This window comes from Pseudarthrobacter siccitolerans (assembly GCF_001046895.1).
GTDB lineage: Bacteria > Actinomycetota > Actinomycetes > Actinomycetales > Micrococcaceae > Arthrobacter > Arthrobacter siccitolerans.
The window spans coordinates 81,923-108,018 of sequence record NZ_CAQI01000059.1; the positions used below are offsets into that span (position 1 = coordinate 81,923).

Consider the following 26,096-nt stretch of genomic DNA (forward strand, 5'->3'; position numbering starts at 1 on the left):
GAGGCGGCCATGGCCAAGCCGGCCTTGATGCGGCAGATGCCCGAGATCGCCCATGTGGACGTGAACTGTTTCTATGCCAGCGCCGAGCGCGTCTTTGACCCCTCCCTGGAGGGAAAGCCGCTGATCGTGCTCTCCAACAACGACGGCTGCGCTGTTACCCGTTCGCCGGAGGCCAAGGCCCTGGGCATTCAAACCGGCGATCCCTGGTCCAAGCTCGCGCCCCGGGCCAAGGAATGGGGCCTCATCGCCAAGTCCAGCAACTATGAGCTGTACGGGGACATCAGCGCCCGCGTGATGGAACTGCTGGGCCGCTACTCCGCCTGGCTGGAGGTGTACAGCATCGACGAGGCCTTCCTGGGCGTCAAAGGAACGCCGGAGCACCTGCTGGAGCTCGGCCGGACCATCAAAGCTGCCACCGCCCGGAACGTCGGGGTGCCCGTCTGCGTGGGCATCGCCCGCACCAAAACCCTGGCCAAGCTCGCCAACAAATGGGCCAAGCACAACCCTGCGTTCGCCGGCGTCTGCCGCTGGGACTCAGTGCCGCCCGAACATCAGGAGGCCCTGATGGCCAGGCTCCCCGTCATCGAAATCTGGGGCGTGGCAACACGGATCACCAGGCGCCTGAACGCCATGGGCATCCAGTCCATCCTGGACCTCCAGCGCGCCGACCCCGTCAGGATCCGTGAGCGCTTCTCCGTGGTGATGATGCGTACGGTCCTTGAACTGCAGGGCACGCCGTGCATCCCCATGGAAGAGGCCCGCATCGGCCGCGACCAGCTGATCTTCTCCCGCTCCTTCTCCACCCCGATCACCACCGCACAGGACGTGCGGCAGGTCCTCAGCGTCTATGCCCAAATGGCCAGCGGGCGGCTGGCCAAGCACAACCAGCAGGCGAAGGTACTTACCGCATTCGCCGGCACATCACATTTCAATGCCCAGCAAACGTCCTTCCCCTCAGTCTGCATCCGGCTTCCCATGCCAACAGCGGACCCGGTCATCCTCACCAAAGCAGCGCACGCACTGCTGCCCGCCATCATCGAAGGCACCAGGTACGCCCGCGCCGGCATCATGGTCACGGACCTGCGGCCCAGCGGCAACCAGAAGCCGCTGGAACCGTTCGAAAACCCGCACGAGGAGAGGTGCATCGGGCCGCTGCTGGAAGGCATCACCCGCCGCTACGGCCGCGGCTCCATTGGCCTGGGGCACGCCGGGATCCGCGGCGGGCCCGACTGGACCATGAAACGCGGGATGCGCTCGCCCCGGTACACCACGCATTGGGACGAGCTCCCCCTGGTCAAGGCAGCATAAGAACTACAGGCCCTCGGCTTCCTCCTCCTCAGCGGCCGGCTCCTCAATCAGCAGCGCTGTTCCCTGGTAGGCGCCAAGCTCGATGAAGAAGCTGTGCAGGTCATCGACCTGGCCCACCGTCTCCTCGGTGAACAGGTCCCGCACGCCGGCGCCGGCCTCCAGGTGGCTGGAGTTCACGCTGCCGGTGATGCTCTCACCGGAGAAGTTCAGGACCGTCACCTGGATCTGCCCGGAGGCGAGGCGGTGCACCATCACCAGCAGTCCGCGCTGGGAGACCTGCGGGACGTCCAGGAGCACGCCCGTGGCAATGCCCCACTCCTCGCGAACCTTCAGGACCTTCTGCAGCCGCCTGGCGAAGGACCCCTCGTCCTTGAGTTGCTCGGGCAGCGGCCCGTACAGGCTGCGTGCGCGCGGCATCCCCGAGGCGGAGACTGTCGCTTCGGCGTTGACCCCCATGAGGTCGTGCGCCCCGCGGTTGATCCAGCGGGTGTCACCCTGGGAAGTGAGCTCACTGACCTGCGACCTGTCCAGGGTGGTCATGCCCACCATGTCCCAGCCGGACAGGGCAAACACGCCGGGCTGCAGCGCGTTGTACATGGCCAGCAGCAGGTGTGCTTCCCGCACGGTATCGATCTGCCCGGCCGTGAGCGAGGAAATGTCCTTGATGCCCAGCGCCGCGGTGATCACGCTGACCGTGGTGCAGGCGATGCCGTTGGTGGTGAACACGGCGTTGTACGGACCGTTCTCCCCCGTCAGCGCATTCCGCAGCGTTTCCTGGACGTGCTCTGTCAGCTCCGCGCCGGTCATTTCGCTGCCGGCCAGCTCGAAGACGTCGTCCTTGTGCCGGGTGGCGAAGTGCACCAGCTCGTAGGTCAGTTCATCGTGGTTCTGCAAGGCATGCACAAGCGATGCCTGGTCCACCCCGATCTCCATGGCCAGGCGCAGGGTCAGTCGCAGGAACTCCGTGTCCTGCGTGACCAGGGCGTAGTGGTAGCCGGGGCGGGTGATGAAGTCGTAGGACAGGTCCGGCCCGGTTTCGGAAGTCGCCTTGATGTCATCGATGGTGAGGTTCAGCTCCTGGAAGGAGAAGCCGCCCACCTTGCGCACCATGCTGCCGATCAGCTGGTTGGCCGCCTCGGAGAGCGGGTGGCCTTCGGACCAGCCGGGCTGTTCCTCGGCGCTCTTTTCCACGCCCAGGAACCCGTTGGCGTCCAGGCGGAGGGCACCTGTCCCCAGGTCGAGCAGCGAGTGCAGGGCGTCACCCACCACCAGGCGCATGCCGGAGAACGTGGGATCCAGCCAGTTGATGGACGGCTGGCCGGCCTTGAAGTAGTGCAGGTACACCCAGCGGCGCTTCTGGCCCGTGGTGTCCACGATGGCCCGGGTGGCGCTCCAGTTGGTTTCCTTCACGCCGGGTTCGTAGAAGATGACCCGCTGCAGCCGGCCGATAATGTACCCGGCCTGCTGCAGCGCCTGCTCGGCATCGGGACTGATATTCACCGAGTCCTCACCCGGCGGGACGTCCGGCAGCAGGTGCCAGTCCGATTCCGGGATGTCGATCATGTGATAAATGCCGGGGTAATCGCGGTAGTTCATTTCGGCGAGGCGGAAGTCAGCGCCCTTGCCCGTGTGCCCGGGGACGATGTCATCGATGATGGTGCCGTCGTGCTCGCCGGCAACCTCGCACATCCGGCGGAACTCGTCCTCCGAGCCGAACAGCGGATCGATGGCCATGCTGATGCGGTCAAAGTGGCCGTCCACGCTTGGCGTTTCCCGCCACCCTTCGAGCCCCCCGGCCTTCTTAACGGGACCGGTATGGATGGCGCGGATGCCGATCTCCCGGAAGGTCTTCCACAACTCCGGATCACCGAGTGCCCCCAGGAATGACTGCCCCGGAGTGGTCATGTAGGACAGCGGATAGGCCGTAAACCACACGGAGGCGCGTTCGACGGCGGCGCGCGGGTTGGGGTGCGCGAATGAGTGCTGCCACATGCTCGCCTGCCCCGAGAGCTGCCGGGCAAGGACGTTGGCGTCGCCAAGCATCGCCTGGTTCCGCAGCCACTCGACGTACGTTTTGTTGAGGCCGTCCAGTTCCAGCGACGGGGCGTTGGCGAAATACTGCCGACGGCGGGCCACGGGCCGCAGGGCCTTGGGCCGTGCGGGGTAGAACTTTTCGTCGAAAGTGATTTCCGGAGCTTCGGGCACCTCCGTGGCCTCTGCCTCCTCCATGGATTCTTCGGGTCCTGCCACCACTGCAGCCTCCGGTCCAGTCGCGTTACCGGTTTCGCCGGCCTGTTCTACTGCATCGCCCTCAGACATGCTGGTGGTCGCTTCTCCCAGATCAGACACTGAGTTCCTCCCTCAACTCGACTGCATCCCACTCTGCCACGATTCACGCGCACGCCGAACGGCGCCGGCCGACGAATTTCAGGTGAGCGGCGGTTCAGGTTGTCCGTACCCGGTTGGACCGGCAGTAATGCATCGTGCGCGGGAAAGCTTGACCGTCCATGGAAGTGCCTTGACACCCCCTGTTGTTAGCGCTGACAGTTGATGGAGCGATATTTCGTCCCCCACTGGAAAGCTGACTTTTGAAGAACTGGGCAGGCAACCTCGAATACTCCTCAGCGCATGTTGAACGGCCGGAATCGGTAGCGGAACTGGCCCGGATTGTGCAGCGGGCGGGCCGCATCAAGGCTTTGGGATCCCGGCACTCTTTTAACCGGGTTGGAGATACTGACGGGGTGCATGTGCTGCTCGACGCCCTGCCCCAGCAGATCGTCCTTAATCCGCAGCGGCATACCGTCAAGGTCAGCGGGGGTGTCAGCTACGGGGCCCTGTGCCGCACCCTCGAACAGTCCGGTATGGCCATCCACAACCTCGCATCCCTCCCCCATATCTCGGTGGCAGGAGCTGTCCAGACCGGAACGCACGGCTCCGGGGTGAACAATCCCTCGCTGGCCGGCGCCGTGGAGTCCATCGACCTGGTCCGGCCCTCGGGCGAATGCGTTACCCTGACCCGGGCCGACGGTGACGACTTCCTGGCCAGCGTAGTGGGCCTGGGCGCCATGGGCATTGTGACGGGCCTGGAACTGACGGTGCAGCCCAGCTTCCGGATGCGCCAGCGCGTCCTGGAGAACCTGCCGTGGGAACGTGCGCTGACGGACTTCACGGACATCGTGTCCGGCGCCTACAGCGTCAGCCTGTTCACGGACTATGCCGGTGAAACGATCAGCCAGGTGTGGGTTAAGGCCCTTGATTCCGAGCGTCCACTGGCTGACCTGTTCGGTGCCACCGCAGCGAGACTTCCCCGCCACCCGCTGCCGGACATGTCCGCTGAAAACTGCACCATCCAGCTTGATGAGCCGGGACAGTGGCTCGACCGGCTGCCGCATTTCCGGCACGAGTTCACACCCAGCAAGGGTGAGGAACTGCAGAGTGAATTCATCCTTCCACTGGAGCATGCGCCGGCGGCGCTTGAGGCAGTCCGCAGCCTGGCGGACAAGCTGGCGCCCCTGCTTTTCGTCTCGGAAATCCGTACCGGTGCGGCTGATGAGTTCTGGCTGAGCCCTTTCTACCGGCAGCAGAGCGTGGCACTGCATTTCACCTGGAAGCCGCTCCAGCCCGAGGTTGAAGCGCTCCTTCCTGAACTCGAGGACCTGCTCAGGCCTTTTGGCGCCCGGCCGCACTGGGGCAAGCTGTTCTCCCCGGCGGGGCACGACTGGGAGGCGCTGTATCCCCGCTTCGCCGGATTCCGGTCCCTGGCCTCCTCCCACGATCCCGAGGGCAAGTTCCGCAACGGACTGCTGGACGCCATCCTCGGCGTCCCGGCGGCGAGCGGCAGGTAACGGCCCGGGACTCCTGCAGGCGGGCCGGTTGTTAGGCTGGAACCATGAACCGTCGCCTTGCAGCCCTGTCCGCCGTCCCCCTGATGCTCCTGCTGGCGGGCTGCGGCGCCGTCGAGGAAGCTGCCGGAAATGCTGCCAGCGACGCCGCGTCGAAGGTGGCTACGGCTGCGGCGGAAGAAGTGAAGCGGCAGATCTGCGCCGTGGTCCAGGACGGCCTGGTCAGCATGGAGGACAAACAGGCCCTCGGCGGGCTGGTCTCAGCCGCCCGCACCGCAGGCGTCCCCGCTGAAATTGCGACGCCGTTGGGCGAGATTGCTGAGGCCGGGGACCAGGTGCCGTCCGAGTCAGTCCAGGCCCTGAAAGATGCCTGCGCAGCCTAGCCAGAATGGCCCGCACTGCCCCTTTTGACTGCAGCATCCTGGTGCTACGGTGAAGTGACGAACTAGTAAGCCTGTGATACTAAATTCACGAGCGAAGGAGATCGTCATGGCTGAACGCGGCAACACCAAACACGGCTCCAATCTGGATGACCAGATGAAGCACGAAACCCAGGGCGCGGTCCACGCAAACCAACCTCCCCATGCGGAGGAATGGCGCGAAACCGACCCTTTCCCCGACGACACCGATCCTGCTGAAGTGCGGGAGGCCCTGAATCCGGTCGCTTCCCCCGACTCCATCACAGATGGGGAGGAGGAACAGTGACCAGGAGCCTGAAGGAGCACGCGGACCGGTACCGGCTCCCCGGCCCTTGGTGCACCGCCTATGTAGATGCGGGAACAGGCACCGTGGACAGCCTGGAAGCAGGCGACGTCCGGCCCGGTAATGTCCGTGCCACCCTCAAGGCGCAGGGCGCTTCCACGGCCGACCTTGACGCAGCGGAGCAGGCCCTGCAACCGGAAGCAGGCGTCCCCTCCCCGGTGTCCCGGTTTGTCCTGGTGCATCAGGGAAACGTGGAGATCAATGAGGTCCTGCCCGGAGAACTTGTTCTGCCGGAACGGATTTCGGTGGATCCCATTCCCGATCTCCTGCCGCTGGTAAAGCACCGGCCGGAGGAATTCCCGTTCGTTGTTGCGGAGGTAAGCCGCGAACACGGCGAGATCCGCCTGCACTACGCCGGAGCCGGGGCTCCGGCGAGCACCGAGGAAGTCCAGGGCGACACCCAGCACATCAAGAAGTTCCAGGGCGGCGGCTGGGCACACCTCCGCTTCCAGCACCACACCGAGGATGTCTGGCGCCGCAACGCAGACCAGGTGGCCGAGGAAATCGACCGCGTGGTGGGCAGCAGCGGTGCACGGCTGGTGGTCCTCGCAGGCGACATCCATGCACGCAGGTTGGTGCAGGAGCAACTCGCCAAAGCCACCCAGGCACTGGTATCCATAATTGATTCCCACACCCACACGGCAGGCGCCGACCAGGGTCTTTTGGAAGACCAGGTCAACGAGCGGGTGGCCGAACAGTGGGCCGCCGAACAGCAGGAGATCATGGACCGGCTGGCCATGCAGGAGGGCCAGGCCAATCCGGAATCAGCCACGGGGATCGGGGCTGTTGTGCACGCGCTGCAGCAGGCCCAGGTGGACGTGCTGATCCTGGATGACGCCGCACTTTCGGAACGGACCCTGCTGGCACTCGACGCCGAGCCGTGGATTGCCACGGCGGAGGAGGAATCCCTGGGGGCCAACGTGCTCGGCAAAGTCCCTGCTCCCGCGGCCCTGCTGCGTGCGGCCGCACTGACCGATGCACGGGTCCTGCTGGTTCCGGGTCCGGTACTGCCGGAGGGCGCTGATGTGGCAGCCCTGCTGCGCTGGTCCACGGGCCCCGAGGTCCCGTCGTCGTAAGTCATCCACACCGCAGCAACCCAACCGACAGGAAGGAAGGCACACCATGGCAAACGAAAACGACAACGAAAACCTTGCCCCGGGCGGCGTGATCATCCCCGAAGAGGATGCGCTGCCCAATCCCACCCGGACGGGCCACGGTAAAATGCCGGAGGACGTTGACGACGACGCGTACCAGGCCGCCGCCGAACAGGAACGGGTTGCCGCCGGCCTTGCAGACTATGCACCCGGTGACGTTCCGCCGGCAACTGATCCGCTGCCGGCCGAGGCTTCGGAGGCCGCCGACCTTGCCCAGCGGGGCTTGTTGGACAACAACGATTCCACCGGAACCGGAGACCAGGAGAACAACAAGTAGTCAGCGGCAGAGGAAGAGGGGCAGGGCGGTGTGAACTGGCCCTGCCCCTCTTTCATGCTTTCGTTTTACTGCTGCGGATGGTCCTGCCCGCGAAAGCCGTGGCCGCGCGTGCCCGGAAACCGGCGTGGAGAGCGGTGGTGGTCAGGCACAACAAAAGGAACCACCTCCGGGTCCCTGCCGGGCGGTACCGCCCGGATGAACTTGGTGAGCTCATCCTGCAGGACCTTCCAGGAGATCTCCGGATCGTCCGGGTACGCATCGATTTCCGCCTGCCGGGCTGCGTCGAGGGCCGCCCGGCCGAAATCGGTGAGCTCGACCTTAAACTGCCTGCGGTCTTTGGACTGGCGTGTCCGGGTGATATGCCCTGACCCCTCGAGCCGGGTAAGCACCCGGCCCAGGGTCTGGCTCTGCACCCGGACCACTTCGGCAAGTTGCTCCTGGTTGAGGGGTCCGGCTGCCAGCCCTTCCAGGGCTATAACAGCTGCACGGGTCAGGCCCAGGGGCGCCAGAGCATCATCCTGACGCCGCTGGACCAGACGCGCCGCCAGCGTAATAAGGCGGTAGCTGTTCCGTGCATCCGGATCGAGGTTGCTCGTCATCGGCCGCGGCCTTCCTGTAGGTGGCGAAGTGCGGGCGTAGTTACCCCTTCATGCGTCGCTACCTACCTACAATAAGCATGCTTAGCATCCTGTTCGCAAGTAGGCTTACTATCCACCCTGCCAGCAGGGGGGATTAAGCGGAAACCTCTGAACATCCCCCCTTGCAATCCAAATGGGAAGTGTGCTTAGTATCTAAGTAGTAACCCTGCTTACTAACACTGCCAGCACTGCTGGTTCTTGATCGCCAGCTGACCCTTTGCGAAAGAGAGCATGATGACAGAGAACCAATGGCCCCAGACCCCCAACCCTGCTATCCCGGACCCTTACGTAGCTTCTGAACCGGGCGTTGAGGATACCTACGCCACTCCAGCGGCCACCCCGTCCACTACCGGCACCGCAGGTACAGCAGGTACATCCAAGAAGGAGACGGCAAAGGAAGAGGCTTCCAACGTGGCCGGCCACGCCGCCTCTGCAGCCCAGGGCGTGGCCCACACGGCGAAGGACGAAGCGGCCAACGTGGCTTCCGAGGCCAAGAGCAGCGCCCAGGATCTGTTGTCCCAGGCCAAGTCGGGACTCACCAGCCAGGCCGGCACGCAGCAGCAGAAGGCGGCCGAGGGCATCCGAACCATCTCCAGCCAGCTGCACAGCATGGCAAGCGCACCGGACCAGCAGGGCATGGCCAGCGACCTCATCCGCCAGGCCGCCCAGCGCAGTGAATCCGTAGCTTCCTGGCTTGAGAACAAGCAGCCGGGTGACCTGCTCGGCGAAGTACAGAGGTTCGCCCGGAACCGCCCCGGCACCTTCCTCCTGCTCGCAGCAGGCGCCGGTGTCCTGGCAGGGCGGCTCACCCGCGGCCTCACTGCAGGAGCCACCGATTCCCAAGGTGCCGTGCAATCCGCCGCTGCCCGGCGGCCGGTCCAGTCCGCGCCCGTAGCGCCGCTCCGCCAGGAGACGGTATACGCAGCCGGCACGGACGATCTGTTTGACGAGCCCGTGGTAGGCACCGGAGCGCCGGTATCCACCTCCACGCTTCCGTCAGGCACCGCCGACGACAGCCCACTCCGGTTCGAAGATGACCCCTACCGTGACGAGGACGGCAGCTACCGTGCCGCTGACGGCACCTATCGGTCAACGGAAGGACGCCAACTGTGAGTAGCCAGATTCCGGAGATGCCGCCGAGTGAGGCGCACGCGAAAGCGGACAACGCGTCGCTGGGTGAGCTCCTGGGCGAGGTGACCCGGGACTTGTCCACCCTGATGCGCCAGGAAGTGGAACTGGCCAAGGCCGAACTGAAACAGTCCGCCACCAAGGCCGGCAAAGGCGGCGGAATGCTCGCCGGCGCCGGCGTGGCCGGACACTTCGTCCTGGTATTCCTGTCCCTGGCCCTGATGTTCGCCCTGGGCGCGCTGATGCCGCTGGGCTGGGCCGCCGTGATCGTCGCCGTGATCTGGGCCATCATCGCCGCGGTCCTGGCCTCGATCGGCCGCAAGAACCTCAAGCAGATCCAGGGCATGCCCCAGACGGGCGAAACACTCTCCGAAATTCCCCCAACCCTAAAACCAGGTGAGGTAAACCGATGAGCGATAACCCGGACGCAATCCGTTCAGACATAGAAGCCACCCGCGCCCGCCTGGGCACCAACGTCGACGCGGTCGCGGACAAAGTCACCCCATCCAACATCGTCCACCGCCAGACCGACAAGGTCAAAGACGCCGTCACCGGCGTGAAGGAGCGAATCATGGGAGCAGCCGACTCAGCAACATCCTCGGTCCAGGACAGGGCCCACTCGGGCGCCGGGCACACCACCGACGCCCTGCACAGCACCGGAGAGACCCTGCACGGGGCCAAGGACAACGTCAGCGCCAAACTCTCCGACGCGGGCACCGCGATCTCGCACGCACCGGACCAGATCAAAACCCAGACCCAGGGCAACCCCCTGGCCGCGGGGCTGATCGCGTTCGGCGCCGGGATGCTCATCTCGTCCCTGATCCCGGCCAGCCAGAAGGAACGCGAAGCGGCCCAGCAACTCAAGACCGCCGCCGAACCCCTCGCCACCCAGGTCACCGACGCCGCCAAGGACATGGTCCAGGACCTCAAGGAACCAGCCCAGGAAGCGATGGACAACGTCAAAGCCACCGCCACCGAAGCAGCACAGAACGTCAAAGCCGAAGGCCAACACGCCGCCACCGACGTCAAAGACCGCGCCACCGACGCCAAAGACCACGTCCAGAACACGTAGGACCTACCCGAGGTAGGGACATCCCAGGTCCAGGAAGGCCGGCTCCGCAAGGGGCCGGCCTTCCTGCGTCTGTGGCTTCGTGTGAGGCCCGGCGGTGCTAGCGCTTGCCCTTTTTCCGCGAACCCTTGCCGCGGCCCTTATCCGGGTTCGGGGCATAGCGCTGGGCAACCTTCGGGGCCTTCTTGGCTCCGGTGCCCCGTCGGTCCGGTTTGGGGTCCTTCTTGACTTTGACGGGCTGGGCGGACGGCTGGCGCGAGCTTTGGGCCGTCCGTCCACGCACAATCCCGATGAACTCCTCGATGACCTCATCCGTGGAATCGGCGGGCCATGCAACCCCAATCTCCGTAGTGGGTGCCCCGGACAGCCGCCTGGCCACGGTGTCCTTGACGTTGAAGTGCCTGGCCACGGACATCGGCAGGATGGCCAGTCCCGCCCCGGTGGCCACCACCTGCAGTGCGGCTTCCGGGCCGCCGAGCGCGGCCACGTCCAGGAAGGACTCCTCCTCCAGGTCGGCAAGCGCCACTTCCTCGAACACCGAGATCTCGTGGCCCTTCGGCGCCACCACCACGGGCTGCTCTTCGTACAGCGGAATCACGCTGAGGCCCTCGCGCTCCACCGGAAGGCGGACGAAGCTGAGGTCCGCGGAACCGTCATGCAGCACCTGGACCTGCGCGCCGTCGTCGGCCATAAAAGCCTGCAGCGGCACATGCTGCACCCGCTCCTCCCACCGGCGGATCCACTTTCCCGGCGTCACCCCCGCCACGTAGGCGACGCGGAGGACGCGGGAAGCTTCCCCGGCGGCGGGATCGGCAGACCCTAAGGGAGCGGCGTCTGGCTGGGGGGTGTTGTCGGTGGGCACGTCTTCACAGTACCGTCCGCCCGGATACCCTTGAAGCATGACCTCTGCAAACTCCCAGTCCATGAAGCCGGCCACCGTTGCCAAGAAACTTGGCATCTACCTGCCCGCAACACCGCAGGAGTTCCAGGAATCCACCATCAGCCGGGAGGAGTTCGCCGAACTCCAGGCCAATCCGCCGGAATGGCTCGCCGAACTCCGCCGCAACGGCCCGCACCCCCGCCCGGTAGTGGCCCAGAAGCTGAACGTGTCCATCAGCGGCCTGGCACGCGGCGGCGTTGAGGAAGCGCTCACGACGGCGGAAATCACCGCGCTGCTGCAGGCTCCCCCGGCGTGGCTGGTCGCCGAGCGCGCCACGCATGCCGCTGTCCGGGCCGAGGCCCAGCGGGTGAAGGAAGAAGCTGCCAAGAAGGAAGCCAAGCGGGCCCGGGCCTGACCGCTGCCCTTCCGCGAAACCGGGACGTCAGTCCTGGTGCAGCTGGATGAAGTTGCCGCAGCCGTCGTCGAACACGGCGCTGATCCCGGACGGGTCCTCGGCCGGCTCACCCTTGAAGGTGACGCCCGCCTGGGTGAGCCGCTCGTACTCCGCCTGCACGTCCGGCACGCCGAAAACGATCGCCGGGAGCCCGGCCTTGTGCAGCGCGTTCATGTAGTCCGCTGCGATGGGATTGTCGCTCGGTTCCAGCAGCAGGCCCACTGAGCCCTGGTCCGCGCCGGGGTCCTTGATGATGAACAGGTTGTACTCGGGCATGGCCATCAGTGTTTCGAAGCCAAGGGTCTCCGTGTAGAAGGTGTGGGCGGCCGCTGGGTCCTGGACATGGATGCTGCACATTTTGAGTCTCATGGGTCCCACCGTACGTGGCTTGTGGCACGGCCGGGAAGACTGCCCATGCTCCCGGACTGTCCCAGCCGGGAGCCATTGACCCTGGCGCGGGAAGGCGCTCCAATGGAAGGACCAGCCCGGACTGACGCCCGGGCGTGCGGACGTGGAGGTGCAAGGTGGCAGCCATCGCAGAATCCCTGTTCCAAGGGGCATTGGTCCTTCTGCTGTGTGGGGCCGTGCTGGTGGTGAGCGTGGCCGCCACGGTGTTCCAGGTCCGACGACGGTCGCTGGCCGGCGCAGGCCTGGAGCCTGAGCGGTCGGACCAGTTGTTCTGGGATCTGTTCCTCGGATCGGCGGTTGCCCTCCCCGCCCTGCTCATTCCCACGTTGTCCTCCCCGTGGGCAGGGCTGTTCCTCGCCGGTGCTGCCGTGGCGTCCGGGATCGCGGCCTACCGGGGCAGCCCGCGGTTGATGTCATGGCTGTCTGACCGGCGCCAGCGCCGGGAATACCTGCCCCTTTATACGGCAGCGCAGGTTGAGCACAGCATGCTGCTGGAGCGCTGGCGCCGCTACGAACTGGATCCGGCCTACTGCATCGACTACCCAGCGATGACTGACGTGCGCCTGCCGCACACCGCGGCGGTGATCAAGGCCATGCGGGAGGCCGAGCAGCTGCGCGCCGCCCGGCACCAGGAGTACCCGCCCGCCGTCGAACGCTTTGGCCGCGCCCTCGCCGCGGCTGAGCAGGCGGCGGGAATCTCTGCCAAGGGGCGTTAGCTGCTGTTCCGCGCATTAAGTGCTGTGTCGCCGTCACTGGAGTCCGGCGCCGGGGCGCCGTAGCATCCGAGGATGGACCTTCAAGAAACGGAAGACCGCGACCAGTTCGGCAGGCGGCTGGAGGACCGGGGTGCCTGGCGCCAAGCCACCACTCTCGCGGCCGCTGGTGAACTGACGGCGCGCTGGCTCGAAGGAAACAGCGAGTTCCAGCCGGCCACCTTCACGGCCAGCTTCGACGACGAAACCGCACCGATCGCCGTCGGGCTTGCCGTCCTGAACCGGAACGGACTGTTCACCAAGGAATCGCAGCCGGGGTTGCAGTCCGGCGGCCTGGTGCAGCGGCAGTATGTCACAGGGTTCTGCAGCGCCGAAGCTGCTGCCGAGCTCCTGGCTCTCTCCACCCGGTCCGAGCTGGTGACCGTGGCCCATGCCCCGGGAGAAACCAGCAACGCCGCTATCCCGGTGACGCTGGATGGCGGCGAGGTGGTGACGGTCCTGGGGTCCAGCGAGAATCCGGTGACCGAGGATCAGATCCAGGACTGGGCCAACGAAACCAATGACACGTTGGCCCTGTTGCTGGCCGACTCCTGGTACGTGGAGATCCTGGACCCGGTGTGGGGCCGGGACGACGTACTGCTGCCCGCCGTCCTCGGCGCCCTGACCGGTCCGTAGTTCTTTAGAGCTCTACGGTCCCGCTTTCGCCCACGCTCATCCGGCTGTTGGTGACCTTGGACTTGACCCACTGGAACACGGTGGCGGCGGTCCCGCCGGGGCTGGTCCAGTACTCGGCGGAGTCCGAGTCGACCCGGAGCAGGCACACTTCAGGGGTGTCCGGACCGTCCGGGAACCACGCCTCCACGGCCTGGTTCCACATCTGACGGATCTTTTCACGGTCCGTCACCACTTCAGCGGTGCCGGCCACCGAGACCCAATCGGTGTTTTTCCCGAAGGAAACGTTCACACGCGGGTCGGCCCGGACGTGGGCCACCTGCGAGGTGCCGAGCCCGGTGAAGAACCACATGTCGCCGTCGTCCTTAACATCCTGGACGGCAAGCGGCCGGCTGACGAGCGCGCCTTCTTCGTCGATGGTGGTCAACATTCCGATGTGGGAATGGTTGATGATGTCCGTAACCTTGCTGATGCTCTCGGTGTCAGTCATGTCTCACCTCGTTCGTCTGCATGCGGGGACGCTCCCCATCGCCCAGCCTATTGGTAAGCATGCTTAGAATCTACCGGCGTGCTCCCCTGCTTCAGGCCGGGACGGCAACCTTCGCCGCCGCACAGATGCTGGCCGCCGTGCGCTGGCCCATCCGGATGGCGCCGTCCACGTGCTGGTAGCCTTCCGCGGCCAGATCTGAGGAGGACCAGTAAATGGGCCCAACGGGCGCGTGCTGGTCTTTCCCGTAGCGGTGGAGGCCGCCGAGGTCGTAGCTGGAGGCGTAGGCTCCGCGGGTCCATTCCTCCGAGCCCCAGTCGGACTCGTAGTAGACCTCCGGCTCCAGCGCCTCGGCGCCGAGGAAGCCTGCGATGGACTCCAGGACGGCACGCTTGCGTTCGTCGGCACCCAGCTCGAAGACGGCGTCGGCCTTTTCATCGGAGATGAAGCCCACCAGGGTTCCGCGGGTGTCGCCGAAGTTGGTGTTGTCGTAGACCTCCTGAACCAGTGATCCGGCGCCGAAGCAGGTGCCGGACAGGCCGGAGTTCCGCCAGAACGGCCGGTTGTAGACGGCGTGGACCTTGATGACCAGGCCCAGGGACTGGTGCTGGTGCATTTGGTGCTGGCGGCGCGGCAGCGGCGGGTTGAACGAGACGCGGGAGTACAGGTTGGGCGGCACGGCCATGATCACGAAGCGGGCGTTGACGGTGGCCTGCTCGGAGACGACGGTGACGTGCTGCCCGCCGTCGGCGTCCGGCTCCCAGTTGACGGTGCGCACCGGGGAGTTAAGGACGACGTCGTCCCCCAACTCCTGTGCCATCAGCAGGGAGACCTGCTGCATGCCGCCCACCACGCGCCGGTCCAGGATGAAATCTTCGTCCGTGAGGTGGGTGAAGGAGCCCGCGGACGCGGCCATCAGCACCGCCTGCAGGGCGGAGAAGGCGTGGGCTGGCTTGGTGAGCATGCCGCCGGCGATGAAGAGGCCGATGTTGTTGCAGGCTTCCTCGTTGGCGGAGTGCTGCCGCAGCCAGTGGTGGAACGAAATGGTGTCCAGCTCGCGCGCCTTGGGGTGGGCCCAGGGTTCGGTGGGGCCAATTTCTGCGGCGAGCCCGTCCAGCAGGGCGATGAGCTTGTTCATCTCGGCTTCGGTGTCCGGGTCCACGGGGAACGTGTCGCCGGTGTAGCGGACGGGGATACCGTCCTTGCCGATGTACACCGACTCGCCCTCGCGGTAGCGCGGGTAGGTTTCCAGGTTCAGTTCCTGGAGGAGCTCCAGGAGTACGGTCTGGTCCGGCGAGACCCACTGGCCGCCGATTTCCAGCATGGCGCCGTCGACAGTATCGGTCCAGGTGCGGCCGCCCACGCGGTCCCGCGCCTCAAGCACGGTGACAGTGAGGCCGGCCTTCTTCAGCTCACGGGCTGCGGTCAGTCCGGAGGGCCCGGCTCCAACGACAACGACGTCGCGGTTCAGGTTCAGCATGATGTCCTCTCTTGAGCTCCCTCCTGTGACGGGGAGCACTAAATGAATGTCATTCATTTATTAGAACTATAGCTGTTTGGCGCCGGGACCGGAAGTGCCGGATGGAATAATGCAGGTGACCACCAGAGAAAGGCCAGTGATGCCGGCAGTACCAGCCGTAGAGGGACGCACCGCGGGGAACGGGAGCGCTGTGAGACGGCGGGCCGGACGGCCTTCTGCCGCGCTGCTGGACAAGGCCGGAATCACGGCGGCGGCGCTGCAACTCATCAACCGCAAGGGCTACGACGGCCTCACCATGGCGGGCCTGGCCAAGGAACTGGACGTGGCGCCGTCGGCCCTTTACAACCATGTGGCGTCGAAACGGGACGTCCTGCTCCTGGTGGAGGACCATCTCACGTCCCTGGTGGACGTGTCCGATTTCGGCTCCGCGCCGTGGGAAGAAGCGGTACGCAGCTGGGCCTGGAGTTACCGGAATGTCTTTGCCGAGCACACGCCGCTGATTCCTGTTATTGCCGTCCTTCCGGTGACCGACGCGCCGCAGACCCTGGCCATGTACGAGACCGTCAGCAAGGGTTTCCTCGACGCCGGCTTCCCGCAGGAGCGGGTGGTTTCATCGATTGTGGCGCTTGAGTCCTTTATTTTTGGCTCTGCGTACGACGTCACGGCGCCCGAGGACATCTTCGATTCCGGCTCCATGGCGGACTCGACGCCCCACTTCACCGCTGCTGTCCGAAGCGCTGCCGGCCAGGCTGCTGCCGGCCGCGGACTGGGGCGGCCGGCTGATGTGGCGTTCGAGCTCGGGCTTGAGGCGCTGATCTCCGGGCTGGGCGCGCTGCGGGGGTGAACGTGCCCGAGCCCACACGCCCCTTGCGCAAGCTTGGCTTCCTGACGATTGGCCTTTTCGATCCGGCCAATCCCGCCGCAGGCCACCAATCTACGCTGGAGATCATCGAACTGGGCGAGCGGCTTGGATTCGACAGCGCGTGGCTGCGCCACCGCCATCTGCAGTTTGGCATCTCCTCCCCTATCGCGATGATGGCCGCAGCCAGCCAGCGCACCTCCCGGATCGAACTCGGCACGGCGGTGACCCCCCTGGGCTGGGAAAACCCGCTGCGCCTGGCCGAGGACCTGGCCACCGTGGACCTGCTCGCCGGGGGACGGATCAATCCCGGGCTGAGCGTGGGGGAACCGATGCACTACGACACCGTGAGGCACGAGCTGTACCCGGATTCCGCGGAACTGGAGGACTTCAGCTACGCCCGGATGGACCGGCTGGCACGCCTGGTATCAGGAGAACCTGTCAGGGACCTTTCGGGCAAGCAAGGGGTGGTGGAGGAATTCTCCAACCGCGTCGAGCCGCACTCCCCCGGGCTGCGGGACCGCCTCTGGTACGGGGCGGGCAGCAGGAAGTCGGCCGTTTGGGCCGGGGCGAACGGCTTCAACCTCCTCGCCAGCAGCGTGGTTTTCCCCGAACCTGATCAGGAACCGGACTTTGCCCAGATCCAGCAGTCGCAGATCCGTGCCTTCCGGGAGGCCGCCGCATCGGCGCAAGCGCATCCGGCACGGGTGTCCCAGGGATTGGTGGTGATCCCCACCGATTCGGCGTCACCGGGCCAGCGGGCGAAGTACCGGCGGTACGTCGATGAGCGCACTCCCCGGACACGGGCGCCGCAAGGGCCCAAGGGCATGCTGTTCGCCCCGGACCTCATCGGCACCAGTGACGAGATCGCCGGGCAGCTGTACGCCCATGCAGGATTCCAGGAAGTCGATGAGGTGGCGTTCGCACTGCCTTTCAGCTTCGACCACGAGGATTACCTCCAGATCCTTACCGACATCGCAGGCAAGTTGGGTCCGGCCCTGGGATGGTCTCCCGCCGGGGCCGGGCAGGACCGGGAGTAAAGTCTGGTCCATGGGCGCCAATGACAATCCTGCCGTGCACACCGGGGCGGGTCCGTCAGACGCTGCGAGTTCTGCCGGCCAGATCATGGCCATGCTTGATCGTGGCGTTTCCGCGGCTGAACTGGAGACGAGGCTGTCCGCTTGGCTCGACGGCGGCGTCATCGACCAGGCCAGCGCGGCGGCCGCACGCCGGTTAAACGCCCGGTTATGGGAGGCCTCCCGCCGGGAGGGCCTGCTGCGGGTCCTCTACGATACGGCGACCGACTTGACGGGCATCCGCGACGTCGAGGCAGTGCTTAAGGCCATCGTCCGACGCACCCGCTCCCTCATCGGCAGCGACATCGCCTACCTCAGCCTGAACGACTATGAAACCGGCGAGTCCTACGTCCGGGTGACCGACGGCGCGACCACCGCTATGTTCCGCAATATCCGCATGCCTTTGGGTGAAGGCGTACTCGGCGCCGTGGCCACCGGCGAAGCACCTGCCCAGAGCGCAGACTACCTGTTGGACGAAACCAAATCCCATCTGGAGTCCAGTGACGCTGCTGTGGCAGCCGAGGGGGTCCGGGCGATCATGGGTGTCCCCCTTCGCGCGGAAGGGAAAGTCATCGGCGCGTTGCTCGTTGCCGACAGGCATGCGCATGACTTCAGCAGCGACGACGTTGCACTCATGGAATCCATCGGTACACACGCGGCGGTGGCGCTGGAGAACGCCCGCTACTTCACCGAGATGGCTGATGCCCTGGCGCGGCTGGACCAGGCGCGCCAGCAGAACCTGTCCCATGTCCGGGCCCTTGAAGAGCTCTCAACGCTGGACCGCCGGCTCATGGAGACCCTGGCCTCGGCCGGCAGCCTTCCACACCTGCTCGATCTGCTGGCCGAGTCCCTGAACGCCCCTGTTTCCCTGGTTTCACCCATGGGCGAACCGCTGGCGGGAATGGCAGCGGATCCGGACTTCGGAAGCTTGGCGGCGTTGAGCGCAGCCGAGGAATCTGCCGCCAAAAGCTCGGCCGTCCAATTCGAGGTGGGGAAGAAGAGATATACGGTGATGTCCGCCGTCGCGGGCGAGCAGCATCTCGCCTCCCTCATCGTTACCGAGGAACTCAGCCCGGCCCAGCTTGCCGTCTTGGAACGCAGCGCACTGGTGCTCAGTGTGTCGCTGCTGTTTGAACGTACTTACCAGGACGCCCAATACCGGCTCCAGCTCGAACTCATTGATGACCTGCTCAATCCCCGTTCTGAACAAGCCGCGGCGCTAACCCGCAGGGCAGCGCAGTTCGGTCTGGCAAACCACCTTCAGCTCGTGGTGCGCGTGGTGGGGGTCAGTGATGACCAGCGCCAGCGCGCGCTGTCCGTCCTGAGGCGGCAACGCGAGACCGCTCCGGGGATCATCGCCCTGCACGAATCACACCTGTGCATTATTGAACCCGTCGAACGGCACGACGGCGGCCCCAGCGATGCCGGAACCGGCGGCCGCACCGGCCAGCCAATCATTAATGAGCTGAAACGACGCCGCATTGCGGGCACCGTCGGGTCATCGGAACCGGTGACCGGCTTCTCCCGGCTCTCGACGGCCCACACCGAAGCACACGCCGTACTCCGCGCGCTGCAGGCCCTCTCGCGTGACGGCGAGGCAGCGGACCGGGCTGCCCTTGGTACCGCGGGAATGCTGCTCGGAGCGATGGACAGCCCCTTCGCCGGACAACTGCTGACCGCGCAGCTGGGGCCGCTTCTGGCCTACGACAAGCGACGCGGAACCCAGCTCGTCCTCACAGCGTGGATGTTCCACGAAAACGGCGGCGCCATGCAGGAAACGGCTGACTCGCTCCATATCCACACCAACACGCTGCGGCAACGGCTGGACAGGGTCGACGCCTTGATCGGTCCCTCCTGGCGCCGGGGAGCGCGCTCCCTCGACGTCCAGGTGGCGCTGCGCCTGTGGCGGATGAAAACCGCAGGCGTCGGCGCGGCCGGTTCCTGACCAAACCGGCTCCTGGCCAAACGGACCGGAGTACTTAACCCCGACTCATGGCGCGGGTCCACATCTAAAGCGCTTCGCTATGGCACAAAACCACATGGTGGGTGTCACTCCACTCTGGAATGCTGAGATCTGCGGCACCTTTCGAGCAGCCGCCCATCCCATCCCTAGGAGTTATTCACAATGTCGTGTGCGCACGCAGCGGGTATCCGTCCCGCAACTTTCGGCGTCCTTCGGCTGCCGCGGAGTGTCGTTGTCGGCGCCCAGCAGCGCTTCGCCATCGCCAATATCGCAGCAGAATTCGGGACCAACGTGCTCGTCTGCACCGATCCGCGGCTGGCGGTTTCAGCGGAACTTGAGGCACTGGTTCGAAGCCTTGAGGACCGGGACCTGAACGTACGGGTCTATGGGGACACCCAGGCTGAACTTCCGGTGCCGGGGATCATCGCCTGCGTCGAGGAGCTCAAAGGCCAGGACATCGACGTGATCATCGGTTTCGGTGGCGGAAGCTGCATGGACATGGCCAAGGTTGTCTCCGTCCTGCTCACGCATGGCGGCAAGCCGAGCGACTACTACGGCGAATTCGCCGTTCCCGGCCCCACCAAGCCGGTCATCGCCCTGCCCACCACGGCGGGAACAGGCTCCGAAGCCACCGCAATCGCCGTCGTCTCCGATCCTGACCTGGGCATGAAGATGGGCATCTCAAGCCCCCACATCATCCCGTTCGCCGCGGTATGCGATCCCGAGCTCACCTACTCCTGCCCGCCGTCCCTGACGGCCGCAACCGGCGCGGATACCTTCGTCCACCTGGTGGAGTCCTTCACGGCCATCACCCGGGAACCGACCTCCACCCTGGCCTCGGAACGGGTCTTCGTCGGCAAAAACATCCTGACGGACTCGATTGCCCTGAACGGCATCGGGCTCGTGGGCCGCAGCCTGGTCACCGCTTACAAGGACGCGGAAAACACCGAGGCCCGCGGCGGGATGATGCTTGCGGCACTTTACGGGGGAGTGGTGCTCAGCAATGCCGGAACGGCAGCGGCGCACGCCATCCAGTACCCGGTCGGTGCCCTGACGCACACTCCGCACGGTGTGGGCGTTGGTCTCCTGCTCCCTTACGTCGTCCGCCACAACTTCCCGGCAATCCAGCCGCAACTGGCGCAGATCGCTGAAGCCCTGGGCCGCGATATCCGCGGGCTCGACGAGCGGGCCGCCGCCGTCGCAGGTGTCGAAGCGATCGACGAGGTCATCGCCGCCATCGAACTGCCCCCCACGTTGGCAGACCTTGGCGTGCAGGAAAGTGACCTTGCGCAGATCGCCACACTGTCGCTGAACTCCAAGCGGCTCATCGACAACAACCCCGTGCCGCTGGATCTGGACGCTGTGACCTCCATCGTCAATGCCGCCTTCGCCGGCGACCGCACCATCCGCTGATCAGCAATAAGGACTACCCATGACTCTCCTTTCAACCTCTGAACCCCTCGACATCGACGGCCTGGCGGTGCCCCGCCAGCTGCTGATCGCCGGAAGCTGGCAGGACGCCAGCGGCGGCGGCATCGTCGACGTCATCAACCCGTCCGACGCTTCCGTTATCACCGGCATCGCCGACGCCGACGTCGAGAACGGCCTGGCCGCCGTCGACGCCGCGGCAGCCGCTTTCCCGGACTGGGCCGCGACGCCCCCGCGCCGCCGTGCCGAGATCCTGCGCCGCTGCTTCGAGCTGATGACCGAACGCAGCGAGCAGATCGCACACCTCATCTCGCTTGAAAACGGAAAGGCGCTGGGCGATGCGCGCGGGGAAGTGGCGTACGCCGCCGAGTTCTTCCGCTGGTACGCCGAAGAAGCTGTCCGGATCATCGGCGAGGTGTCCGTTTCGCCGTCGGGGTCCAACCGGATCCTCGTCCAGCACCAGCCCATCGGCGTCTGCGTGCTGATCACCCCGTGGAACTTCCCGGCGGCCATGGCCACCCGGAAGCTGGCGCCGGCGCTGGCTGCGGGCTGCACCGCCGTGCTGAAGCCCGCCACCCTTACGCCGCTGACCACGTTGGCGATCGCCCAGCTGATGATCGACGCCGGCGTCCCGGCAGGGGTGGTCAACATCATCACCACAAGCAAAACGAACGACGTTATGAGCCCCATCCTCGCGGACCCGCGGGTTCGGAAGCTGTCCTTCACCGGTTCCACCGGTGTGGGCCGCCACCTGCTGCGCCAGGCGGCCGACAACGTGCTCAAGTGCTCCATGGAACTCGGCGGCAATGCCCCGTTCCTGGTCTTTGATGACGCAGACCTCGACCTGGCCCTGGATGGTGCCATGATTGCCAAAATGCGCAACGGCGGCCAGGCCTGCACCGCCGCGAACCGGATTTACGTCCAGCGCGGCGTCCATGACGAGTTCGCCCGCCGGCTGGCCGAACGAATGGGGGCCATGCGCGTGGGGCCGGGCACCGACGCCGACACCGAGGTGGGTCCGCTGGTCGATGAGGCCAGCGTCCGCAAGGTTGACTCGCTGGTCCGCGACGCCGTCAGCCAGGGCGCAAGGCTCCTCGCCGGCGGCAAGGCCATCGAGGGCGCCGGCTACTACTACCCGCCCACCGTCGTCACCAACGTGCCGCTGCAGGCCCGCATGGTCAGCGATGAGATCTTCGGGCCGGTGGCCTCTGTGATCCCCTTCGATACCGAAGACGAAGTCATCGCCGCCGCCAACGACTCCGAGTACGGCCTCGCAGCCTACGTCTTTACCGAGGACCTCCGCCGTGGACTGCGGGTCTCCGAACGCATTGAAAGCGGCATGGTGGCCCTCAACAGGGGACTTGTTTCCGACCCCGCAGCACCGTTCGGCGGCGTCAAGCAAAGCGGTCTCGGCCGCGAAGGAGCCCATCAGGGCCTGCTGGACTTCACCGAAACCAAGTACATCGCCCTCGACTGGTAGCCCCCGCTGCCTTCGTTTCCTCCCACAAAGAAAAGACCAATGACGATCTCCAACACCCACGCCAAACCAAAGGCGGCCTGGCGCGTACCGCTTGCCAGCTTCGCCGGCACCACCATCGAGTGGTACGACTACTACATCTTCGGCCTGCTCGCAGCGACCGGCGTGTTCAGCCGGCTCTATTTCCCTGAACAGGATCCCGCAACGGGCCTCCTCCTTGCCTTCGTCACCTACGCCGTCGGCTTCGTCGCCCGTCCCTTCGGCGGCATGTTCGCCGGCCATTTCGGTGACAAAATCGGCCGCAAGCCCATGCTCGTGCTGTCGCTGCTCATCATGGGCTTCGCCACCCTGGCCATGGGGCTGCTTCCCACCTACGCCCAGATCGGCGTCTGGGCTCCCATCCTGCTGACAGTGCTGCGCCTGCTCCAGGGCTTCGGCGCCGGGGCGGAATGGGCCGGTGCGGCCGTTATATCCATCGAACACGCCCCTGCCGGACGCAGCGGCTTCTTCGGAAGCTTTACCCAGATGGGCGTCCCGGCAGGCATGCTGCTCGCAAACTCCAGCGTCCTGATCGTCAAGTCCGCCGTGCCCGCAGAGGTCTTCAATGCGTGGGCCTGGCGCGTGCCCTTCCTGCTCAGCGTGGTCCTGATCATCATCGGCCTGGTGGTCCGTGCCAAGCTCGAGGACTCCGACGACTTCAAGGAACTCCTCGCCACGAAGCAGACGTCCAAGAAGCCGCTGGGCGAAGCCATGAAGAAGGAGACCAAGGGCATCTGGCTCGTTGTGGGCATGCGGCTGGCAGAAAACTCCGCCTTCTACCTCTACACAACCTTCTCGGTGGTCTACATCATGAGGACGTTCGGGCCCGAGCTCGCCAACCAGGGAACACTGTCCGTCCTGATCGCCTCCGGCATCGGCGTCTTCGCCGTGCCCCTCTGGGCCATCCTCTCGGACAAGATCGGACGCAAGCCGCTCTACCTGTTCGGCTCGATCGGCGGGCTCCTGTTCTTCCCGCTCTACTTCGTCATGACGGACACGGGCAGCGCACTGCTGGCGACGCTTGCCATCATCATCGGGCTCGCCGTCTTCCACAACTCAATGTACGGCCCCCAGGCTGCCTTCTTCTCGGAACTGTTCTCTACGAAGCTGCGCTACAGCGGCGCCTCGATGGGTTACCAGTTCGGCTCGGTACTTGCAGGCGGCATCGCCCCGCTGGTGGCCGTTGCGCTTCTGAACGCCGGAAACGGCGAACCGGGCTGGGTGATCCTCTACTTCAGCATCATCGGCATCATCACCGTTGTGGCAACGCTCCTGGCCCCGGAAACCCTCAGCAAGCTGGACCGGCGCATCACCGCCGCCCAGGAACTGGACGAGAAAAATGCGGGCAGCCCGCAGGACCGGGCCATCGCCAACTGATTCACCTTCGGACAAATAGCCAACACGAGCCCGCTACCCCTTCGTTCGGAAAGGGGTAGCGGGCTCTGCCCGTAAGCGGATGTGCGCGTGACGCGTGCGCTGTTGTTCCCTCCCGGACCAAAGTACTTGTAATACAAGTGGCAAACTTATATCCTAAGAAGGTGGGCGAAGGAGCCCAGCCCCGCCTTTAGGAGAATCCATGAGCAGCGTCGATCTGATCCGGCACGTCAAACTGTCCACCGCCCACCTCCCCCTCTCAGTCCCCATCAGCGACGCCAAAGTCTTCACCGGCCGGCAGAAGCCCATGACGGAGGTGGTCTTCCTCTTTGCCGAGATCACCACCGAACTGGGGCACACCGGCGTCGGCTTCAGCTACTCCAAGCGCGCAGGCGCCCCCGCCCAGTACGCCCACGCCAAGGAAGTGGCTGAGGGCATCATCGGCGAGGACCCCAACGACATCGCGAAGATCTACACCAAGCTGCTCTGGGCCGGCGCCTCGGTGGGCCGCTCCGGCGTCGCCACACAAGCGCTGGCCGCCATCGATATCGCCCTCTACGACCTCAAAGCCAAGCGCGCCGGCCTGCCGCTGGCCAAGTTCCTCGGCTCATACCGCGACTCCGTCCAGACGTACAACACCTCCGGCGGCTTCCTCAACGCAACCCTCGAAGAGGTCAAGGCCCGCGCCACGCAGTCCCTCGAAGAAGGCATCGGCGGCATCAAAATCAAGGTTGGCCTCCCGGACAGCAAGGAAGACCTGCGCCGCGTGGCCGGCATCCGCGAACACATCGGCTGGGACGTCCCGCTCATGGTGGACGCCAACCAGCAGTGGGACCGCGCCACCGCCCTGCGCATGGGCCGCCAACTTGAGGACTTCAACCTCATCTGGATCGAAGAGCCCCTGGACGCCTACGACTTCGAAGGCCACGCCCACCTGGCGAACGTCCTGGACACCCCCATCGCCACCGGCGAAATGCTCGCCTCCGTGGCCGAACACAAGGGCCTCATCACCGCAAACGGCTGTGACATCATCCAGCCCGACGCACCCCGCGTGGGCGGCATCACCCAATTCCTCCGCCTCGCCGCCCTCGCCGACGAGCGCGGCCTGGGCCTGGCCCCGCACTTCGCCATGGAAATCCACCTCCACCTCGCCGCCGCCTACCCGCGCGAGCCGTGGGTGGAGCACTTCGACTGGCTGGACCCGCTGTTCAACGAGCGCCTCGAGACGAAGGACGGCCGCATGATCGTCCCGGACCGCCCCGGACTCGGCGTCACCCTCAGCGACCAGGCACGCGCCTGGACCACCGAGTCCGTGGAGTTCGGCGCCTGACCCCGAAGCCGTAATCTTGAAGCCATGAGCCGGAACCTCACCGCGGACCTCGCCGCTGACCTTCGCACCCGCATCGTGGACGGCGTCATCCAGCCAGGCGAGAAGCTCCCCAGTGAAAACACCCTCATCAGCGACTTCGGTGTCAGCCGGACCGTTGTCCGCGCCGCGCTGACCAGGCTCCAGGCCGAGGGACTTGTGGAAACCGAACGGGGGCGCGGCAGCTTCGCCCTCACCCCGCCGTCGGACGGGCCCTCGGCAGCGCCGGGAGCCCGTCCGGTGGCCTCCATGGAGGACCGGCTCCACCTGCTCGAGTTCCGCATGGGCGTGGAGACTGAGGCAGCGGCACTTGCCGCCCGCAACCACACTGAACGCCAGCTCCGCGCCGTGACAGCCGCGCTCGAGGAGTTCACGGCCAGTGCCGGCCATCCTGCCCACGCCATGAAGTCCGACTTCGAATTCCACCGCGCCGTGGCCGTGGCATCCGGCAACCCCTACTACTCAGACTGCCTTGCAGCCCTGGGCCAGACAATGATCGCGATGCCGCGCACCCGCTTGATGACCGGCGTCGAGCATTACGCCCGGGACCATTTCGACCAGGTGGTGCAGGAGCACCGCTCCATCTCGGACGCCATTGCGGACGGTGACGAGGCTGCCGCGGCAGCTGCCATGCGCAGCCATCTGGCCAACTCACGACGACGGTTCAAGGCTTCCGCGCGCGCCTGACCCGGGGCGCGCCCGGGCTAAGCGCCGAAACCTAAGCTTGTTCGCTAATCCGAACCTTCAAGGCCCGGATTTGCGAACAAGACCAGAATCCGCCGGCCAAAGGTTAAACAGAAGAGCCCCGGTCTTAGGACCGGGGCTCATCAATTGCGTGCGCGAGGGGGGATTTGAACCCCCACGCCCTTTCGGACACTGGCACCTGAAGCCAGCGCGTCTGCCGTTCCGCCACTCGCGCGCAACTTCCTTTACTGAATCCCGGCCGGTTTCCCTGATCCGCAACCCTGTAAAAGCAGCGAGATCAAGCATAACGGACATTGCAGGGAAAACACCAATTGGGCTCTGCTGGAGAGCTGGAACCAGGGCCTGCACGGCACCAGAGCCAACTGGAAACCGAACTTTTGGCGGCGCCCGGCCGTTGTGGATTAAGGTCATTCGCAGGGCTGCCCAGTAGTATCTGATGTAGGAGTGGCTGCTTCCTGCGGCCACACCAGAGGCTTGGCAATACCACTGCAAGTGCACGTACGGAACGAAAACTGCCCCGCAGCCGGGGGGAAAGGA

26 protein-coding genes and 1 tRNA gene are annotated in these 26,096 nt (G+C 65.6%); 20 read left to right on the plus strand and 7 right to left on the minus strand.

Annotated elements, in window-relative coordinates; genetic code table 11:
* The first annotated feature begins 9 nt into the window (after window positions 1–9).
* Window positions 10–1,308 (plus strand): Y-family DNA polymerase, encoded by a 1,299-nt coding sequence (locus ARTSIC4J27_RS20545; protein ID WP_200900864.1) that lies wholly within the window; start codon window positions 10–12, stop codon window positions 1,306–1,308.
* Between the two features lie 3 nt (window positions 1,309–1,311).
* Here the strand turns inward: ARTSIC4J27_RS20545 and treS are convergent, their stop codons facing one another.
* On the minus strand, window positions 1,312–3,537 hold the full coding sequence (gene treS, locus ARTSIC4J27_RS20550; protein ID WP_235436819.1) for a maltose alpha-D-glucosyltransferase: 2,226 nt from the start codon (window positions 3,535–3,537) through the stop codon (window positions 1,312–1,314).
* Window positions 3,538–3,896: 359 nt separating this feature from the next.
* Between treS and ARTSIC4J27_RS20555 the strand changes: the two genes are divergently transcribed.
* The 5 genes from ARTSIC4J27_RS20555 to ARTSIC4J27_RS20575 all read left to right on the plus strand — a co-directional run bounded on the left by ARTSIC4J27_RS20555 (window position 3,897) and on the right by ARTSIC4J27_RS20575 (window position 7,343).
* On the plus strand, window positions 3,897–5,153 hold the full coding sequence (locus ARTSIC4J27_RS20555) for a D-arabinono-1,4-lactone oxidase (protein ID WP_050057070.1): 1,257 nt from the start codon (window positions 3,897–3,899) through the stop codon (window positions 5,151–5,153).
* A gap of 44 nt (window positions 5,154–5,197) precedes the next feature.
* Window positions 5,198–5,533, plus strand: a complete 336-nt coding sequence (locus ARTSIC4J27_RS20560) for a hypothetical protein (RefSeq protein ID WP_050057071.1) — start codon at window positions 5,198–5,200, stop codon at window positions 5,531–5,533.
* 106 nt (window positions 5,534–5,639) lie between these two features.
* Entirely contained in the window at window positions 5,640–5,855 is a 216-nt protein-coding gene (locus ARTSIC4J27_RS20565; protein ID WP_050057072.1) for a hypothetical protein, read from the plus strand.
* Complete coding sequence (locus tag ARTSIC4J27_RS20570) at window positions 5,852–6,988, plus strand: baeRF2 domain-containing protein (protein WP_050057073.1); 1,137 nt, start codon at window positions 5,852–5,854, stop codon at window positions 6,986–6,988. Before ARTSIC4J27_RS20565 ends, ARTSIC4J27_RS20570 begins: the two co-directional genes overlap by 4 nt.
* 46 nt (window positions 6,989–7,034) lie before the next feature.
* Entirely contained in the window at window positions 7,035–7,343 is a 309-nt protein-coding gene (locus ARTSIC4J27_RS20575) for a hypothetical protein (RefSeq protein WP_050057074.1), read from the plus strand.
* Window positions 7,344–7,408: 65 nt separating this feature from the next.
* Here ARTSIC4J27_RS20575 and ARTSIC4J27_RS20580 read toward each other — a convergent pair whose 3' ends face one another.
* Window positions 7,409–7,942 (minus strand): MarR family winged helix-turn-helix transcriptional regulator, encoded by a 534-nt coding sequence (locus ARTSIC4J27_RS20580; protein WP_050057075.1) that lies wholly within the window; start codon window positions 7,940–7,942, stop codon window positions 7,409–7,411.
* Window positions 7,943–8,215: 273 nt separating this feature from the next.
* Here ARTSIC4J27_RS20580 and ARTSIC4J27_RS20585 point away from each other — a divergent pair, with 273 nt between their 5' ends.
* Genes ARTSIC4J27_RS20585 through ARTSIC4J27_RS20595 form a run of 3 tightly spaced genes read left to right on the plus strand, consistent with a single transcriptional unit; the run spans window position 8,216 to window position 10,181 of the window.
* Entirely contained in the window at window positions 8,216–9,094 is an 879-nt protein-coding gene (locus ARTSIC4J27_RS20585) for a hypothetical protein (RefSeq protein WP_050057076.1), read from the plus strand.
* 17 nt (window positions 9,095–9,111) lie between these two features.
* Entirely contained in the window at window positions 9,112–9,522 is a 411-nt protein-coding gene (locus tag ARTSIC4J27_RS20590) for a phage holin family protein (protein ID WP_050057077.1), read from the plus strand.
* The gene (locus ARTSIC4J27_RS20595; RefSeq protein WP_050057078.1) at window positions 9,519–10,181 is read left to right on the plus strand and encodes a DUF3618 domain-containing protein; all 663 of its coding nucleotides are present in this window, start codon (window positions 9,519–9,521) and stop codon (window positions 10,179–10,181) included. The genes ARTSIC4J27_RS20590 and ARTSIC4J27_RS20595 overlap by 4 nt, the downstream gene beginning before the upstream one ends.
* Window positions 10,182–10,278: 97 nt before the next feature.
* Here ARTSIC4J27_RS20595 and ARTSIC4J27_RS20600 read toward each other — a convergent pair whose 3' ends face one another.
* The gene (locus ARTSIC4J27_RS20600; RefSeq protein WP_235436804.1) at window positions 10,279–11,115 is read right to left on the minus strand and encodes a LysR family substrate-binding domain-containing protein; all 837 of its coding nucleotides are present in this window, start codon (window positions 11,113–11,115) and stop codon (window positions 10,279–10,281) included.
* On the opposite strand from ARTSIC4J27_RS20600, the gene ARTSIC4J27_RS20605 reads away from it, so the two are divergent.
* Window positions 11,078–11,473: a DUF5997 family protein gene (locus ARTSIC4J27_RS20605; RefSeq protein WP_050057079.1), complete on the plus strand. Its 396-nt coding sequence runs from the start codon at window positions 11,078–11,080 to the stop codon at window positions 11,471–11,473. The genes ARTSIC4J27_RS20600 and ARTSIC4J27_RS20605 overlap by 38 nt on opposite strands.
* Before the next feature lie 27 nt (window positions 11,474–11,500).
* On the opposite strand, the gene ARTSIC4J27_RS20610 is transcribed toward ARTSIC4J27_RS20605, so the two are convergent.
* Window positions 11,501–11,881: a VOC family protein gene (locus ARTSIC4J27_RS20610; protein ID WP_050057080.1), complete on the minus strand. Its 381-nt coding sequence runs from the start codon at window positions 11,879–11,881 to the stop codon at window positions 11,501–11,503.
* Between the two features lie 155 nt (window positions 11,882–12,036).
* Here ARTSIC4J27_RS20610 and ARTSIC4J27_RS20615 point away from each other — a divergent pair, with 155 nt between their 5' ends.
* Entirely contained in the window at window positions 12,037–12,636 is a 600-nt protein-coding gene (locus ARTSIC4J27_RS20615) for a hypothetical protein (protein ID WP_050057081.1), read from the plus strand.
* A 72-nt stretch (window positions 12,637–12,708) separates the two neighbouring features.
* Entirely contained in the window at window positions 12,709–13,308 is a 600-nt protein-coding gene (locus ARTSIC4J27_RS20620) for a DUF6919 domain-containing protein (protein ID WP_050057082.1), read from the plus strand.
* 4 nt (window positions 13,309–13,312) lie between these two features.
* Here ARTSIC4J27_RS20620 and ARTSIC4J27_RS20625 read toward each other — a convergent pair whose 3' ends face one another.
* Together ARTSIC4J27_RS20625 and ARTSIC4J27_RS20630 are read right to left on the minus strand one after the other, a co-directional pair.
* A complete protein-coding gene (locus ARTSIC4J27_RS20625) occupies window positions 13,313–13,795 on the minus strand; it encodes a pyridoxamine 5'-phosphate oxidase family protein (RefSeq protein ID WP_050057083.1) in 483 nt (160 codons plus the stop codon).
* A 91-nt stretch (window positions 13,796–13,886) separates the two neighbouring features.
* Entirely contained in the window at window positions 13,887–15,272 is a 1,386-nt protein-coding gene (locus ARTSIC4J27_RS20630) for a flavin monoamine oxidase family protein (RefSeq protein WP_050057084.1), read from the minus strand.
* Between the two features lie 139 nt (window positions 15,273–15,411).
* On the opposite strand from ARTSIC4J27_RS20630, the gene ARTSIC4J27_RS20635 reads away from it, so the two are divergent.
* From ARTSIC4J27_RS20635 to ARTSIC4J27_RS20670, 8 genes are all read left to right on the plus strand, one after another.
* Entirely contained in the window at window positions 15,412–16,116 is a 705-nt protein-coding gene (locus ARTSIC4J27_RS20635; protein ID WP_083435579.1) for a TetR/AcrR family transcriptional regulator, read from the plus strand.
* 2 nt (window positions 16,117–16,118) lie between these two features.
* Window positions 16,119–17,171 (plus strand): LLM class flavin-dependent oxidoreductase, encoded by a 1,053-nt coding sequence (locus ARTSIC4J27_RS20640; RefSeq protein WP_050057270.1) that lies wholly within the window; start codon window positions 16,119–16,121, stop codon window positions 17,169–17,171.
* Window positions 17,172–17,181: 10 nt separating this feature from the next.
* A complete protein-coding gene (locus tag ARTSIC4J27_RS20645) occupies window positions 17,182–19,152 on the plus strand; it encodes a helix-turn-helix domain-containing protein (protein WP_050057086.1) in 1,971 nt (656 codons plus the stop codon).
* A gap of 180 nt (window positions 19,153–19,332) precedes the next feature.
* Window positions 19,333–20,583, plus strand: coding sequence for an iron-containing alcohol dehydrogenase (locus ARTSIC4J27_RS20650; RefSeq protein ID WP_050057087.1), 1,251 nt, complete (start codon window positions 19,333–19,335; stop codon window positions 20,581–20,583).
* Between the two features lie 19 nt (window positions 20,584–20,602).
* Complete coding sequence (locus ARTSIC4J27_RS20655; RefSeq protein WP_050057088.1) at window positions 20,603–22,078, plus strand: NAD-dependent succinate-semialdehyde dehydrogenase; 1,476 nt, start codon at window positions 20,603–20,605, stop codon at window positions 22,076–22,078.
* Window positions 22,079–22,117: 39 nt separating this feature from the next.
* Window positions 22,118–23,491: an MFS transporter gene (locus ARTSIC4J27_RS20660; RefSeq protein ID WP_050057089.1), complete on the plus strand. Its 1,374-nt coding sequence runs from the start codon at window positions 22,118–22,120 to the stop codon at window positions 23,489–23,491.
* A gap of 199 nt (window positions 23,492–23,690) precedes the next feature.
* Complete coding sequence (locus ARTSIC4J27_RS20665; RefSeq protein ID WP_050057090.1) at window positions 23,691–24,818, plus strand: L-talarate/galactarate dehydratase; 1,128 nt, start codon at window positions 23,691–23,693, stop codon at window positions 24,816–24,818.
* A gap of 24 nt (window positions 24,819–24,842) precedes the next feature.
* Window positions 24,843–25,541 carry a FadR/GntR family transcriptional regulator gene (locus ARTSIC4J27_RS20670; RefSeq protein WP_050057091.1) on the plus strand — a complete coding sequence of 233 codons (699 nt, stop codon included), beginning with the start codon at window positions 24,843–24,845 and terminating at the stop codon, window positions 25,539–25,541.
* Window positions 25,542–25,690: 149 nt separating this feature from the next.
* On the opposite strand, the gene ARTSIC4J27_RS20675 is transcribed toward ARTSIC4J27_RS20670, so the two are convergent.
* Window positions 25,691–25,773 (minus strand) — tRNA-Leu (locus ARTSIC4J27_RS20675).
* Window positions 25,774–26,096 lie beyond the last annotated feature (323 nt).

What these genes read in the sequence shown, in the direction of transcription:
- ARTSIC4J27_RS20665 (WP_050057090.1), top strand. Translation starts at nt 23,691, where the DNA reads ATGAGCAGCGTCGATCTGATCCGGCACGTCAAACTGTCCACCGCCCAC.
- ARTSIC4J27_RS20645 (WP_050057086.1), top strand. Translation starts at nt 17,182, where the DNA reads ATGGGCGCCAATGACAATCCTGCCGTGCACACCGGGGCGGGTCCGTCA.
- ARTSIC4J27_RS20595 (WP_050057078.1), top strand. Translation starts at nt 9,519, where the DNA reads ATGAGCGATAACCCGGACGCAATCCGTTCAGACATAGAAGCCACCCGC.
- ARTSIC4J27_RS20620 (WP_050057082.1), top strand. Translation starts at nt 12,709, where the DNA reads ATGGACCTTCAAGAAACGGAAGACCGCGACCAGTTCGGCAGGCGGCTG.
- ARTSIC4J27_RS20580 (WP_050057075.1), bottom strand. Translation starts at nt 7,942, where the DNA reads ATGACGAGCAACCTCGATCCGGATGCACGGAACAGCTACCGCCTTATT.
- treS (WP_235436819.1), bottom strand. Translation starts at nt 3,537, where the DNA reads ATGGAGGAGGCAGAGGCCACGGAGGTGCCCGAAGCTCCGGAAATCACT.
- ARTSIC4J27_RS20585 (WP_050057076.1), top strand. Translation starts at nt 8,216, where the DNA reads ATGACAGAGAACCAATGGCCCCAGACCCCCAACCCTGCTATCCCGGAC.
- ARTSIC4J27_RS20575 (WP_050057074.1), top strand. Translation starts at nt 7,035, where the DNA reads ATGGCAAACGAAAACGACAACGAAAACCTTGCCCCGGGCGGCGTGATC.
- ARTSIC4J27_RS20625 (WP_050057083.1), bottom strand. Translation starts at nt 13,795, where the DNA reads ATGACTGACACCGAGAGCATCAGCAAGGTTACGGACATCATCAACCAT.
- ARTSIC4J27_RS20635 (WP_083435579.1), top strand. Translation starts at nt 15,412, where the DNA reads ATGCCGGCAGTACCAGCCGTAGAGGGACGCACCGCGGGGAACGGGAGC.
- ARTSIC4J27_RS20590 (WP_050057077.1), top strand. Translation starts at nt 9,112, where the DNA reads ATGCCGCCGAGTGAGGCGCACGCGAAAGCGGACAACGCGTCGCTGGGT.
- ARTSIC4J27_RS20660 (WP_050057089.1), top strand. Translation starts at nt 22,118, where the DNA reads ATGACGATCTCCAACACCCACGCCAAACCAAAGGCGGCCTGGCGCGTA.
- ARTSIC4J27_RS20560 (WP_050057071.1), top strand. Translation starts at nt 5,198, where the DNA reads ATGAACCGTCGCCTTGCAGCCCTGTCCGCCGTCCCCCTGATGCTCCTG.
- ARTSIC4J27_RS20650 (WP_050057087.1), top strand. Translation starts at nt 19,333, where the DNA reads ATGTCGTGTGCGCACGCAGCGGGTATCCGTCCCGCAACTTTCGGCGTC.
- ARTSIC4J27_RS20655 (WP_050057088.1), top strand. Translation starts at nt 20,603, where the DNA reads ATGACTCTCCTTTCAACCTCTGAACCCCTCGACATCGACGGCCTGGCG.
- ARTSIC4J27_RS20610 (WP_050057080.1), bottom strand. Translation starts at nt 11,881, where the DNA reads ATGAGACTCAAAATGTGCAGCATCCATGTCCAGGACCCAGCGGCCGCC.
- ARTSIC4J27_RS20630 (WP_050057084.1), bottom strand. Translation starts at nt 15,272, where the DNA reads ATGCTGAACCTGAACCGCGACGTCGTTGTCGTTGGAGCCGGGCCCTCC.
- ARTSIC4J27_RS20545 (WP_200900864.1), top strand. Translation starts at nt 10, where the DNA reads ATGGCCAAGCCGGCCTTGATGCGGCAGATGCCCGAGATCGCCCATGTG.
- ARTSIC4J27_RS20605 (WP_050057079.1), top strand. Translation starts at nt 11,078, where the DNA reads ATGACCTCTGCAAACTCCCAGTCCATGAAGCCGGCCACCGTTGCCAAG.
- ARTSIC4J27_RS20670 (WP_050057091.1), top strand. Translation starts at nt 24,843, where the DNA reads ATGAGCCGGAACCTCACCGCGGACCTCGCCGCTGACCTTCGCACCCGC.
- ARTSIC4J27_RS20565 (WP_050057072.1), top strand. Translation starts at nt 5,640, where the DNA reads ATGGCTGAACGCGGCAACACCAAACACGGCTCCAATCTGGATGACCAG.